Raw genomic sequence first — 13551 nt, forward strand, 5'->3', positions numbered from 1 at the left:
ACGAACCCGCAGCGGGCCGCCGAGAGCAACCACCCTCGGCGGCCCGCTTTCGTACACAATCACCCCCATGGACATCCTGATCCGCCCAGCCGACCCCACCGACTACGAACTCCTCGGCGACATCACGGCCAGGGCCTACCTGAACGACGGCCTCCTGGCCTTCGGCGACGAGGACGACTGGTACCTCGAAGAACTCAAGAACGTGGCCAAGCGAGCAGAATCCGCAGAGGTCCTGGTGGCCGCAGCCGACGACCGCATCCTCGGCGGAGTCACCTACGTCCCCGACGGCGGCCCCATGTCGGAGATAGCGCGCCCCGGAGAGGCGGAGATCCGCATGCTCGCCGTGTCCCACGCGGCCCGCGGCAGAGGCGTGGGGCAAGCCCTCGTCCAGGCCTGCGTCGACCGCGCCGCGGCCGCCGGCTCGGACATCGTCCTGTGCACCCAGCCCACCATGCACACGGCCCACCGCATCTACGAGCGCCTCGGATTCACCCGCGTCCCCGAGCGCGACTGGCACCCGATCCCCGGCGACGACTTCACGCTCCTCACTTACAAGTTGACACTCTGAAGTCACCGCGACACAACATATGGGGCTGCTCCCACCGCCCGGCACAAGATGTATGCTCATGCTCGCTGTCGCCGCAGGGGAATCCGGTGCGAATCCGGAACTGTCCCGCAACGGTGTACTCATGCGCGCATAAGCGCACATGAGAGTCAGTCCGAGGACCTGTCGACAGCACACCCGTGCCATCCCGGCCCGGGTGTCATGACGTCCGGGCCTCGTGGAATGGGCCGGTGGACGCGGCGCCGTGCGCGCTCGTGTGCTGCCCCCTGCCCTCAAGGCCCCGTGCCCAGCGAGGGAGAGCCCCACGTGACCATCGCGCCGGCCGATTCGGCTTCAGCGACCACCCTTGTGGACGAGGACGGTCCCGGAACCGCCCTGCTGCGGACCCTGACCGAGCTGACCGCCGACCTTCCCGACGCCGACCCCGGCCGGGTCGCCGCCGCCGCGCTCCGTGGCCGGTCCGCGCGCGGGGCCTCCGCCGAGAGGGTCGCGGAGTTGCGCGAGCTGGCCACCGAGGCGGCGGCCGGCCTCATCTCCGAGGACCCCGCGTACAGCAGGCTGGCCGCCCGGCTGCTGACCATCGGCATCGCCGCCGAGGCCGCCTCGCAGGGCGTCACCTCGTTCACCGGCTCGGTCGCCGTCGGACACCGGGAGGGGCTCATCGCCGACCGGACCGCCGAGTTCGTGCGGGTGCACGCCGAGCGGCTCGACGCGCTGGTGGACACCGAGGCCGACGACCGTTTCGGGTACTTCGGCCTGCGCACCCTGTACAGCCGCTATCTCCTGCGGCACCCGATCACCCGCAAGGTGATCGAGACGCCCCAGCACTTCCTGCTCCGGGTGGCGTCGGGCCTCGCCGAGGACACTGTGCTCGATTCAGAAACGGGCGCCCGTGCCCTGGACGAAGTCGCCGCGCTCTACGCCCTCATGAGCCGCCTCGACTACCTCCCCTCCTCCCCCACCCTCTTCAACTCCGGTACGCGGCACCCCCAGATGTCGTCCTGCTACCTCCTCGACTCCCCGAAGGACGAGCTCGACTCCATCTACGACCGCTACCACCAGGTCGCCCGGCTCTCGAAGCACGCCGGCGGCATCGGCATCGCGTACTCCCGTGTCCGCGGCCGGGGTTCGCTGATCCGCGGCACCAACGGGCACTCCAACGGCATCGTCCCGTTCCTGAAGACCCTGGACGCGAGTGTCGCCGCCGTGAACCAGGGCGGCCGGCGCAAGGGCGCGGCCGCGGTCTACCTGGAGACCTGGCACTCCGACATCGAGGAGTTCCTGGAGCTCAGGGACAACACCGGTGAGGACGCCCGCCGTACGCACAACCTGAACCTCGCGCACTGGGTCCCGGACGAGTTCATGCGCCGGGTGAACGCGGACGCCCAGTGGTCGCTGTTCTCCCCGGCCGACGTGCCCGAACTGGTCGACCTGTGGGGCGAGGAGTTCGACGCGGCGTACCGCAAGGCCGAGGCCGACGGGCTCGCGCGCAGGACGATCCCGGCCCGTGACCTCTACGGCCGCATGATGCGCACCCTCGCGCAGACCGGCAACGGCTGGATGACCTTCAAGGACGCCGCCAACCGCACGGCCAACCAGACGGCCCTGCCCGGGCACACCGTCCACTCCTCCAACCTCTGCACGGAGATCCTGGAGGTCACGGACGACGGGGAGACGGCGGTCTGCAATCTGGGGTCCGTGAACCTCGGCGCGTTCGTGGACGGGAACGACATCGACTGGGAGCGGCTGGACGCCACCGTCCGCACCGCCGTGACCTTCCTCGACCGGGTCGTCGACATCAACTTCTATCCGACCGAGCAGGCCGGGCGGTCCAACGCCAAGTGGCGTCCCGTCGGGCTCGGCGCGATGGGCCTCCAGGACGTCTTCTTCAAGCTGCGGCTGCCCTTCGACTCCCCCGAGGCCAAGGCCCTCTCCACCCGGATCGCCGAGCGCGTCATGCTCGCCGCCTACGAGGCCTCCGCCGACCTCGCCGAGCGCAGCGGCCCGCTGCCGGCCTGGGAGAAGACCCGTACGGCGCAGGGTGTGCTGCACCCGGACCACTACGCCACGGAGCTCACCTGGCCCGAGCGCTGGGCGGCTCTGCGCGAGCGCATGGCCACCACGGGCCTGCGCAACAGCCTTCTGCTCGCCATCGCGCCCACCGCCACCATCGCCTCGATCGCCGGGGTGTACGAGTGCATCGAGCCGCAGGTCTCCAACCTGTTCAAGCGCGAGACGCTGTCCGGCGAGTTCCTCCAGGTCAACTCGTATCTGGTGAAGGAGCTCAAGGAGCTCGGCGTCTGGGACGCCCGCACCCGTGAGGCGCTGCGCGAGGCGAACGGCTCGGTGCAGGGCTTCGGGTGGATCCCCGAGGACGTACGGGCGTTGTACCGCACGGCGTGGGAGATCCCGCAGCGCGGTCTGATCGACATGGCGGCGGCGCGGACCCCGTTCCTCGACCAGTCGCAGTCCCTGAACCTGTTCCTGGAGACGCCGACCATCGGCAAGCTCTCCTCGATGTACGCGTACGCCTGGAAGTCCGGGCTGAAGACGACGTACTACCTGCGCTCGCGCCCGGCGACCCGTATCGCCCGTGCAGCGCGGGCGACGGTCCCCGTCCAGCAGCCGACTCCCGAAGACGCGGTCGCCTGCTCCCTGGAAAACCCCGAGTCCTGCGAGGCCTGCCAGTGATGTCCACCACCCAGAACCTGCTCGACCCCGGCTTCGAGCTGACTCTGCGCCCCATGCGCTACCCGGTCTTCTACGAGCGCTACCGGGACGCCATCAAGAACACCTGGACCGTCGAGGAGGTCGACCTCCACTCCGACGTCGCCGACCTCGCCAAGCTCAGCCCTGCCGAACAGCACCTGATCGGCCGTCTGGTGGCGTTCTTCGCGACGGGTGACTCGATCGTCGCGAACAACCTGGTGCTGACGCTCTACAAGCACATCAACTCCCCCGAGGCGCGGCTCTACCTGAGCAGGCAGCTCTTCGAGGAGGCCGTGCACGTCCAGTTCTACCTGACGCTGCTCGACACCTACCTCCCCGACCCGGAGGACCGGGCGGCGGCCTTCGACGCCGTCGAGAACATCCCCTCCATCCGCGAGAAGGCCGAGTTCTGCTTCCGGTGGATCAACGAGGTGGAGAAGCTGGACCGGCTGGAGTCCCGGGCCGACCGCCGCCGCTTCCTCCTCAACCTGATCTGCTTCGCCGCCTGCATCGAGGGCCTCTTCTTCTACGGCGCCTTCGCCTACGTCTACTGGTTCCGCAGCCGGGGTCTGCTGCACGGCCTCGCCACCGGCACCAACTGGGTGTTCCGCGACGAGACCATGCACATGTCCTTCGCCTTCGACGTGGTCGACACGGTCCGCAAGGAGGAGCCGGAGCTCTTCGACGAGCAGCTCCAGCAGCAGGTCACCGACATGCTGGCGGAAGCGGTGGAGGCGGAGCTGCAGTTCGCGCGGGACCTGTGCGGCGACGGGCTGCCGGGCATGAACACCGAGTCGATGCGGCAGTACCTGGAGTGTGTCGCCGACCAGCGCCTCACGCGCCTCGGCTTCGCCCCGGTGTACGGCTCGGAGAACCCGTTCTCCTTCATGGAGTTGCAGGGCGTCCAGGAGCTGACCAACTTCTTCGAGCGGCGCCCGTCCGCGTACCAGGTGGCCGTGGAGGGCACGGTCGACCTCGACGAGGACTTCTAGCCGCCAGGCCCTGGGGCGGCCCATGGAGCTTCCATGGGCCGTCCATGAGCCTGCTATGGAGCAGCAAAGATCTCCCCCCGCCGCTTCTCCCGCCTTCACACGGGCCGCTAGCTTCTGGCACGTCATGCTCATGACTGCGTGATCTGCCGCCGCTACGCGCGTCACGGGCCTGCCTGTAACCCCAATGATGGAGGCAGTACCCCATGCGTGAAAAGCCCCGACGGAGCCTGCGAAGACTCCTGACCACCGCCATACCCGCCCTCGCCCTCGGCCTCGCCGGGCTGGTCGTCGTACCGGCCCAGGCGGCACCCGCGGTGTCCGCGACCACCCACACCACCCGCACCGCCCAGAACGCCAAGGCCCTCACCTCCCCCGACCGCCAGACCTTCCACACCACCGGCAAGGCCGGGCAGAAGGTGCCGACCGAGCACCTGTGCGCCACCGCCGCCCCCGGGCACGCGTCCTGCTTCGCCCAGCGCCGGACCGACATCAAGCAGCGGCTCGCCGCGGCGGTCGCGGCCGCGCCCTCCGGGCTCAGCCCGGCCAACCTGCACAGCGCCTACAAGCTGCCCTCCACCGGCGGCTCCGGCCTGACCGTCGCCGTGGTCGACGCGTACAACGACCCCAACGCCGAGTCGGACCTGGCCACTTACCGGTCGCAGTACGGCCTCTCCGCCTGCACCAAGGCCAACGGCTGCTTCAAGCAGGTCAGCCAGACCGGTTCGACCACCTCGCTGCCCACCAACGACACCGGCTGGGCCGGTGAAGAGGCGCTGGACATCGACATGGTCAGCGCGGTCTGCCCGAACTGCAACATCATCCTCGTGGAGGCCAACTCGGCCAACGACTCCGACCTCGGCATCGCCGAGAACGAGGCCGTGGCCCTCGGCGCCAAGTTCGTCTCCAACAGCTGGGGCGGCGACGAGGCCTCGTCCCAGACCAGCGAGGACACCTCGTACTTCAAGCACCCCGGTGTCGCCATCACCGTCTCCGCCGGCGACTCCGCCTACGGCGCCGAGTACCCGGCGACCTCCCAGTACGTGACCGCCGTCGGCGGCACCGCGCTGTCCACGTCCTCCAACTCCCGCGGCTGGACCGAGTCCGTGTGGAAGACCAGCAGCACCGAGGGGACCGGGTCCGGCTGCTCCGCGTACGACCCGAAGCCGGCCTGGCAGACCGACACGGGCTGCTCCAAGCGCATGGAGGCCGACGTCTCCGCGGTCGCCGACCCGGCCACCGGTGTCGCGGTCTACGACACCTACGGCGGCTCCGGCTGGGCCGTCTACGGCGGCACCAGCGCCTCCGCGCCGATCATCGCCGGTGTGTACGCCCTCGCCGGCACCCCGGGTTCCAGCGACTACCCGGCGAAGTACCCGTACTCGCACACCGGCAACCTGTACGACGTCACCAGCGGCAACAACGGCTCCTGCTCCCCCTCGTACTTCTGCACCGCCACCACCGGCTACGACGGCCCGACCGGCTGGGGCACCCCCAACGGCACCGCCGCCTTCACCGCCGGCACGACCACCGGCAACACCGTGACCGTCACCAACCCGGGCAGCCAGTCGACGACGACCGGAGGTGCCGTCAGCCTGCAGATCAGCGCGACCGACAGCGCCGGGGCGGCCCTGACCTACAGCGCGAGCGGCCTGCCGACCGGGCTGTCCATCAGCAGCTCCACCGGCAAGATCACGGGCACGGCGTCCACCGCGGGCACCTACCAGGTCACCGTCACCGCGAGCGACTCCACCGGCGCCTCCGGCTCCGCGTCCTTCACCTGGACGGTCGGATCCAGCAGCGGCACCTGCACCTCGGCCCAGCTGCTCGGCAACCCGGGCTTCGAGTCGGGCAGCACCACCTGGACCTCCTCCAGCGGAGTCATCACCAACTCCACCGACGAGGCGGCGCACGGCGGCTCCTACTACGCCTGGCTGGACGGCTACGGGTCGAGCCACACCGACACGCTCTCCCAGTCGGTGACCGTCCCGAGCGGCTGCAAGGCCACCTTCACCTTCTACCTGCACATCGCCACCGCCGAGACCGGCAGCACCGCCTACGACAAGCTGACGGTCACCGCCGGTTCGACCACCCTGGCCACCTACTCCAACGCCAACGCGGCCTCCGGCTACGTCCAGAAGTCCCTCGACCTCTCCTCGTACGCCGGCTCCACCGTCGCCCTGAAGTTCAGCGGCGTGGAGGACTCCTCGCTCCAGACCAGCTTCGTCATCGACGACACCGCCGTGACGACCAGCTGACCCGGATCCAGGAGTAGGTGTCGTACGTCCAAGGGGGGAGAGGAGATCCCCATGCGCCGTACGACCCACCGCACGACCCTCGCCCTCGCGGCACTCACGCTGCTGCTCGCGGGGTGCGGCACCGAGGCCGGAAGCGAAGGGGGCGGCAGCGACACCGTGTCGCCGCCGCCCTCGTCGTCACCCCCGTCCCCTCCTGCCCCGTCCGGCTCACCGTCACCCGGCTGTACGGCCGCTTCGGAGCTCGACGCGGCCGACAGCGGCAGCACCGTGTGCCTCGCGGTGGGCGACACGATCCGGGTCTCGCTGGACGGCACGAAGAGCCGCCCCTGGAAGCCGGTCATCACCGAGGGCAGCGGGCTGGAGGCCGCCAACGGCGGGATCGTCCTGCTGCCCGGTGACGCGAGTTCGGCGTTCAAGGCGGTCTCGGCGGGCAAGGCGGAGCTGAGTTCGCAGCGCCCCCTGTGCGCCACCGGGACCGGCCGGGTCTCCTGCAAGGGCATTCAGGAGTGGCGGGTCACCGTGCTGGTCACCTGAGCGTGACCGCGTCCCCGGCCGACACCTTCAGCGAGGTCGTCGTGGTCCCGGGGAAGTACCAGCGCCAGCTGCCCGCCGCCGTGGCGGTCACCTTGGTGCTGAGCCGGCCCAGGTTGTCCGTCTTCACGGTCTTGACCGTGCCGTAGTGGGCGGCGCCGGCCGCGCGGAACTGGAGCCTGACCGACTGGCCCGGGTAGCCGTGGTACTTCAGGTCCTCCCAGTTGGCCCGGGAGAGCTTGCCCTTCACGGTGAGCCGGGCGCCCTTGGCGACGGGTTCGGGGGTCGCGTCCGTGGTGAGCTGTGCGGCGCGCTTGACCTTGTACTGGGCAATGTCGTCGTAGATCCAGTAGTCGCCGTCGTTCGCCTTGACGGTGGCGGCGACCACCCAGACACCGGCGAGCCTGTTGCTGTCGATGTCATCGCTGTCGGCGATCCAGGCCGGGTCGACCGTCATCGTGCCCGTGCACACCGAGGTCGTCGAGCTCTTCCTCACACAGGACGAGTCGCCGTTCCAGGTGAAGAAGCCGTACGGGGTGGTCCTGTTGAACGTGTCGAGATGCGTGATCTTCTTGACGCCCGAGTCGTCCTTGATGGTGACGGCGATCGGGAATGTGACGGTCTTCGCCGTGCCGACGATGACGTTGCCGCCCTTGTTCACGACGGTCTTGGTGACCCTGATGTCGCCCTCGCCCTCGGCATGGGCGCCGGTGGCCGTGAGCAGGGTCAGGGCTGCCGCCCCGCCTGCCACGGCCCACAGTCTGTGTCTCATGATCCTCCCCTGTTGGTTCAGGAGAGATTAGACCGTTCGGGTCACCCCGCGTGCGGTCCGGTACTCACGTGCCTTCCTGATCTGACGGTCGACGCGCTTGTCGTGCACGATCCCGATCACGGACGGGAGCGCCAGCAGGACGAGGATTCCGAGAACAATCAGCATTCCGATCAGTCCTTGTGTCTGTGCGGTCGTCATGTCACTACTGTCGCGCCGCAGACTCCTGACAAACAGTGGCAGGACTGCCGCACACCCTCGATTTACTGCCAACACCGAGGCACACTGGCAGCATGCTGACGAACGTGGCCGCGGTCATCCTGGACGGCGTGAACCCCTTCGAGCTCGGGGTCGTCTGCGAGGTCTTCGGGACCGACCGCAGCGACGACGGACTGCCCGTGTACGACTTCGCGGTCGCCTCGGCCGAGGGGCCGACGCTCGCCTCGCGAGCGGGCTTCGCCGTCCAGGTCGAACACGGTCTGGAGCGGCTGGAGACGGCCGATCTGATCGCCGTGCCGGCCTGCGCCCGCTACGAGACGCGGGACTTCCCTCCCGAGCTCCTCGAGGCCCTGCGCAACGGGGTCGAGCGCGGGGCACGGGTGCTCAGCGTGTGCTCCGGCGTCTTCCTGCTCGCCGCGGCCGGACTGCTCGACGGCCGGCGCTGCACCGTGCACTGGCACCACGCGGAGCAACTGGCGCGCGCGTATCCGCGGTTGACGGTCGAGCCGGACGTCCTGTACGTCGACGAGGACCCGGTGATCACCTCCGCGGGCACCGCCGCCGGCATCGACGCCTGTCTGCACATCGTGCGCAAGGAGCAGGGCCCCGAGGTCGCCAACAAGATCGCCCGGCGGATGGTCGTACCGCCGCACCGGGACGGCGGACAGGCGCAGTACATCGAGCGCCCCCTGCCCCGGTCGAAGTGCGACACCGTCGGCGAGGTGCTCGTGTGGATGGAACAGCACCTCGACGAGGACGTCACCGTGGAGCAGCTCGCCGAGCGCGCGCACATGTCCCCGCGCACCTTCGCCCGCCGCTTCCAGCAGGAGACGGGGACGACTCCCTACCGCTGGATCCTGCGCCAGCGGGTGCTGCTGGCCCAGCGGATGCTGGAGGCGACGGACGAGACGGTGGACGCGATCGCGGGCCGCGCCGGGTTCGGCACCGCGGCCGCGCTGCGTCACCAGTTCCTGCGCGCGGTGGGCACCACCCCGAACGCCTACCGGCGCACCTTCCAGGGCCCGGAGGCGGCCGCCTGACCCCTCACCGGAGCAGGGGCCGCACCAGGAGCCGGTTCGGCCGCAGGGTGATGCCGGGGCGGGGGGTGTCGTCCGAGCCGGCCACCTGCTCGAAGCGGTACTTCCGGGCCAGTTCCGCCGTGAGCAGCGTCAGCTGGGCCATCGAGAAGTGGTCGCTCGGGCACTTGCGGTTGCCGGTGCTGAACGGGCTCATGGCGTGTTTCGGAACCGACTTCGCCCGCTCGGGACTCCAGCGCAAGGGGTCGAACTCCGCGCTGTCGTCGAAGGACTTCGCATCGCGCTGGATCGCGTACGGACTGTAGACGATGTCTGATCCGGCCGGAATGCGATAGCCACCGAGTTCGGTGTCCCGTACCGCCCGCCGCGTCAATATCCATACCGCGGGCCACAAACGCATGGTCTCGACCACCACATAGTTCGTGTACCTGAGCGACCGTACGTCCTCGAATGCCACAGGTCGGCCACCGGTGACCGATTCGACTTCCGCGCACACCTTGTCCGCGTGTTCCGGGTGTTCGGCGAGCACCTGAAGCAGCCACATGATCGTGGAGGCGACGGTTTCACCGCCCGGGGTGAGTATCGCGACGACCTGGTCGTGGATCTCCTGTTCCCCGATGGGGTCGCCATTCGCGTCCTTCGCCGCCAGCAATGCCGTCAGCAAATCGTCCGGCTTTTGACCGGATGCCCGGCGTTCGGCGACGATCTCGTCGACCACGAGATGCAGATCGGCCAACGCGCGGTTGAATGCGAGGTTGGCCGGCAGCGGCAGCCTGTACAGCGGTCCCGCGGGTATCACCATCCGCCGGTACATGCCCCGGAAGACGGTCGTGAGCGCGACGCACAGCCGCTCGGCGCGCTCGTCCATGTAGTCGCCGCGCAGCAGACAGCGGGCCGCGATCCGCACGGCGACCCGGAAGGACTCCAAGGTGGCGTCGACCGTCTCACCGGGCCGCCACCGCGCAGCCAGCGCCTGTGCCTCCTCCTCCATGACCGGCCCGTACGCCGGTATCGCGTCGAGCCGGAACGCGGGCTGGATGGTGCGCCGCTGCCGCCGGTGCTGCGGGCCGTTGGCGGTGGCCACACCCTCCTTGCCGACCAGGCCCTCCAGGGACTCCCACAGCGGCCCGGCGATGATGAAGTCCGGGTTGAGCGCCACCGCCCCGGTCAGTTCGGGGGTGGTGGGCGCGTACACCGTCTTGGGGCCGAGCCGCAGGCGTACGACGGCGCCGTGCCGGCGCAGCCCGGACAGGAACCTCAGCGGATCGCGGACCAGGCGCAGGCCGTGGCCGAGGACGGGGACGCTCCCGCCCGCGAGCGGCGGCTCACCCGGCCCGGGGGCCACGGTGGCTTCGGGTTTCACGGATTCGACGGTCATTTCTCACCTACCGCTTCGTTGTTGACGTACGGGGGCGTGGACCGGTCGTCCCAGCTGTCGACCCGGTAACGGCCGGACTCGTGGTGGAACCAGTAGACGGTGCTGAACCAGTTGCGCATATTGCGGACGCAGGCCCGGACGGCGGCGCTCAATTCCCTTCCGCGCGCGGCGCCGTCGTCGAGACCGTCGGCGAAAAGGAGGGCGTCGGCCTCGGCGACGAGGAACGCGTCCACGCATTTCTCGACCAGCCGCCGCATTTCCCGGATCGCCTCTTCGAGGGTCAGCCCCTCGTGTTTGATGAGACTGATTCCGAGATTATGGACCTCGTCCCCCGCGATTTCCTTGGGGAGCGAACAGAGGTCGTTGTACCAGGCGGCGAATTCCTGGCTCAGCAGGGCGGCCCGCCGATATGCCGGGTGTTTCCGCACACCCTCCGGGAGTTCGCATCCGGCGCTCGGCTCCAGCAGATCCGTCCAGATCCAGTGGGCGAAGGTGAGCCGGCGCAGTTCCAGGTATTGCCCGACCGTGGGGACGATTCCCCTGGTGCGATTGCGGAATTCCCGGTCGTAGGCCTCGATCACCTCGTGGAAGTGCCCGGCGAACCGGGTGTTCCAGGTCTGCGGCAGGAACGAGTACAGCCGCACCACGCAGTCGGCGAAGGCGGCGACCAGCGGATCCTCGTGGTGCAGATGCTCCCGTGGCGAGTCGAGCGCCGCGTGCAGGCGGAACCTCAGCCGCCGCCACGCGCGCGGACGGCGGTGGACGATGTCGCGGTCGTGCCGGTCGTCCCAGACGAAGAACCACGCGCTGTAGTCCGCTATCGCCTGGAGGACCTCGTCGGGGGCGCCGAGGTAGTACCCCGCCATGAGGTCCGTGTAGCACAGTCCGTCGGCATATTCGGCCACCTTGTCCGCCGGCATGAGCCGCTTTTCCAGAAGCCAGGTACGCGTCTTCTCCTGGAGCCTGGGCCAATACGGATGCCGTTGCCTGGGAAACGCTGCCTCGATCACCGGGAGAGAGAGTGACGGTGGAACCGCGATCGCCGTCGGCGTCGATGTGGTGCTGTGTGGGAAAGCAGGCACGAACAAACCCCTTCCAGCCGCCAGTTGACGCTTCCCATTCAGCACCACAACTGACCATTCTGGGAACGGATTTGCTTCATTCACCACCCCGTGGTGTCGGGATTCTCCCCTTGTGTGACAGGAATCGGATCACTATGTGAGCGTCTCCGACCGGCCGTGCGACGCACACGCGAACGGCGCCTGCTCGGGAAGGGATTCCTGAACAGGCGCCGTGCGGACGGGGGTTGTGTGACGTCAGTCGTTGGCGACCACGGGGTAGCGGGGCTCGTTCTCGGCCATCTGCCGCAGCGCGTCCTTGCGTTCGCGCTTGGAGAGCCGGTCGATGTAGAGGTAGCCGTACAGGTGGTCGGTCTCGTGCTGCAGACACCGGGCGAAGTAGCCGGTGCCGCGGACCTTGACCGGATTGCCCTTCTCGTCCTGCCCGGTGACCTCGGCGTAGTCGGGGCGGGCGAGCGGCGCGTACGCGGTGGGCACCGACAGACAGCCCTCGTTGCTCTCGTCCAGCTGGCGCCGGTCGGCGGGCAGGTCCACGAGCTTCGGGTTGCAGACGACACCCACGTGCCGCTTGCCCTCGTCGTCCTGGCAGTCGTACACGAAGACCTTCAGGTCGACGCCGATCTGGTTGGCGGCGAGGCCGACGCCCTCGGCGGTGCGCTGGCTGGCGAACATGTCCGCGACCAGCTGGTCGAGCTCCTCACCGAACTCGGTGACGTCCTTGCACTCCTTGTGCAGCACGGGGTTCCCGACGACGGTGATGGGCCGCGAGGTGCCGCGCTCACGCCAGGCGTTCTCCCGCTCCTCGGTGTCCTCGGTGTCGATGACGAACCCCTCGTCGTCGACGGGGAGCACGCCCGCGTGCTGCTGATCGGTGTCCTGCTGGGCCATGACCGACTTATGCCTTCCTGGAAAACTGGGATTCGGTGCTCAAGAGTACGGCGATGTGTCAGCAGACCTCTTCGAGATCACGCCAGTCCCGGGAGTCGGGGCTGTCGGCCACCCACCCGTCCAACAACCCCCGAACCAGCGAAGCCGGCGCAGCCACCCCGCACTCCCGCTCCGGCATCCACAACTGCCCGTCCGTCCGATGCCCCAGCGGCCCGGGATGCCCCGGCTCACTGTGATCGTGCGGATCGAGATGCTCCCCGTCGCCCTCGTCGGACGGCATCCGCGACTCGGAACACATCCGGCACAGCAGCCGTACGGACGACGACCAGTCCTCCGCGGCGAACCCCGCGTCGGAGGCGAGCTGCTCCAGCGCATCGCGGTCGGCCTCGGTGGCCGCTTCCAGCAACACCACCCACGTCGGCACCGGCGAAGGCGCCCACAGCTCGATCTCGTCGAAGACGGGATACGCGTGCCCGGACGCCGTGGTCCGCTCACCGTGCGGGACCCCGTCGTGCAGCACGACCTCGCCCCAGCGCCGCCCCGAGGACGGCAGCGGGATGGACAGCACCTCGATGCGGGCGGGGTCCAGCCGCCGCCCCCAGACCACCTCGGCCTCGCCCTCGGGAGACAGCCGTACGGCAGCACTGCCCAGGTCCATCCCCAGCGGCTCACCCGAGGCCGTGGCACCCCCGGGCACCCGCAGCCCATAGGCCTGCCAGGCCCGCCGGGCCAGCGGCCAGTCCTGGAGCGCGGTCGCGGCGATACCGACGTTCCACCAGTCGGGCGCCCCGGTCTCCCGGTCGAGCAGCGCGACGGCCCTGAGGCCCGCGGCCCGCGCCTGCTCCCAGTCGTGCCGGAACTTGTGCAGAAGGGCCAGGTTGAACCAGGACTCGGACAGCCACGGCTCCAGGTCCGCCGCACGTGTCAGCAGCGCGCCCGCGTCCTCGTACCGACCGTCGCCGATCAGCGTGAACGCGCGGTCCGTGGCCTGCCGCCAGGAGGCGGAGGGCCGGTGCCGTCCCTTGCCGAAGATCCTCACGATTCCCGCCTGCCGGTTCCGTCGAATGGGCTGGCTGTGCCCCCGGACACCCTCTCTCCCGCATCCAACCACGTGTGCTTGGAAGGGCGC

12 protein-coding genes and 1 riboswitch are annotated in these 13551 nt (G+C 69.3%); of the genes, 6 read left to right on the forward strand and 6 right to left on the reverse strand.

Going from position 1 to position 13551, the window contains the following annotated elements:
• Positions 1-67: 67 nt before the first annotated feature.
• The 5 genes from ACFYZ8_RS11965 (at position 68) to ACFYZ8_RS11985 (ending at position 7055) form a co-directional block, all read left to right on the forward strand.
• Positions 68-568, forward strand: coding sequence for a GNAT family N-acetyltransferase (locus tag ACFYZ8_RS11965; RefSeq protein ID WP_359030281.1), 501 nt, complete (start codon positions 68-70; stop codon positions 566-568).
• Between the two features lie 77 nt (positions 569-645).
• Positions 646-728, forward strand: a riboswitch (cobalamin riboswitch).
• Positions 729-871: 143 nt separating this feature from the next.
• Complete coding sequence (locus ACFYZ8_RS11970; RefSeq protein WP_388534643.1) at positions 872-3256, forward strand: ribonucleoside-diphosphate reductase subunit alpha; 2385 nt, start codon at positions 872-874, stop codon at positions 3254-3256.
• Positions 3256-4266 (forward strand): ribonucleotide-diphosphate reductase subunit beta, encoded by a 1011-nt coding sequence (locus ACFYZ8_RS11975; RefSeq protein ID WP_388534646.1) that lies wholly within the window; start codon positions 3256-3258, stop codon positions 4264-4266. Before ACFYZ8_RS11970 ends, ACFYZ8_RS11975 begins: the two co-directional genes overlap by 1 nt.
• A 203-nt stretch (positions 4267-4469) precedes the next feature.
• The gene (locus tag ACFYZ8_RS11980; RefSeq protein WP_388534649.1) at positions 4470-6521 is read left to right on the forward strand and encodes a putative Ig domain-containing protein; all 2052 of its coding nucleotides are present in this window, start codon (positions 4470-4472) and stop codon (positions 6519-6521) included.
• Between the two features lie 51 nt (positions 6522-6572).
• Positions 6573-7055, forward strand: a complete 483-nt coding sequence (locus ACFYZ8_RS11985; protein WP_359030277.1) for a hypothetical protein — start codon at positions 6573-6575, stop codon at positions 7053-7055.
• Here the strand turns inward: ACFYZ8_RS11985 and ACFYZ8_RS11990 are convergent.
• Both ACFYZ8_RS11990 and ACFYZ8_RS11995 read right to left on the reverse strand, forming a co-directional pair.
• Positions 7048-7824, reverse strand: a complete 777-nt coding sequence (locus tag ACFYZ8_RS11990; RefSeq protein ID WP_359030276.1) for a hypothetical protein — start codon at positions 7822-7824, stop codon at positions 7048-7050. The two genes, ACFYZ8_RS11985 and ACFYZ8_RS11990, sit on opposite strands and share 8 nt — an antisense overlap.
• 27 nt (positions 7825-7851) lie before the next feature.
• Positions 7852-8022: a hypothetical protein gene (locus ACFYZ8_RS11995; protein ID WP_388534652.1), complete on the reverse strand. Its 171-nt coding sequence runs from the start codon at positions 8020-8022 to the stop codon at positions 7852-7854.
• A gap of 92 nt (positions 8023-8114) precedes the next feature.
• Between ACFYZ8_RS11995 and ACFYZ8_RS12000 the strand changes: the two genes are divergently transcribed.
• Positions 8115-9080, forward strand: coding sequence for a GlxA family transcriptional regulator (locus ACFYZ8_RS12000; RefSeq protein ID WP_388534654.1), 966 nt, complete (start codon positions 8115-8117; stop codon positions 9078-9080).
• A gap of 4 nt (positions 9081-9084) precedes the next feature.
• Here the strand turns inward: ACFYZ8_RS12000 and ACFYZ8_RS12005 are convergent, their stop codons facing one another.
• From ACFYZ8_RS12005 to ACFYZ8_RS12020, 4 genes are all read right to left on the reverse strand, one after another.
• Positions 9085-10455 (reverse strand): cytochrome P450, encoded by a 1371-nt coding sequence (locus tag ACFYZ8_RS12005; protein ID WP_359030274.1) that lies wholly within the window; start codon positions 10453-10455, stop codon positions 9085-9087.
• The gene (gene cyc1, locus ACFYZ8_RS12010; protein WP_388534658.1) at positions 10452-11537 is read right to left on the reverse strand and encodes an epi-isozizaene synthase; all 1086 of its coding nucleotides are present in this window, start codon (positions 11535-11537) and stop codon (positions 10452-10454) included. Before cyc1 ends, ACFYZ8_RS12005 begins: the two co-directional genes overlap by 4 nt.
• Positions 11538-11771: 234 nt before the next feature.
• Positions 11772-12422, reverse strand: a complete 651-nt coding sequence (gene def / locus ACFYZ8_RS12015; protein WP_359030272.1) for a peptide deformylase — start codon at positions 12420-12422, stop codon at positions 11772-11774.
• 58 nt (positions 12423-12480) lie between these two features.
• Positions 12481-13461, reverse strand: a complete 981-nt coding sequence (locus ACFYZ8_RS12020) for a tetratricopeptide repeat protein (protein ID WP_388534661.1) — start codon at positions 13459-13461, stop codon at positions 12481-12483.
• Between the last annotated feature and the right edge of the window lie 90 nt (positions 13462-13551).

The organism is Streptomyces sp. NPDC001668 (assembly GCF_042893155.1).
Lineage (GTDB): Bacteria > Actinomycetota > Actinomycetes > Streptomycetales > Streptomycetaceae > Streptomyces.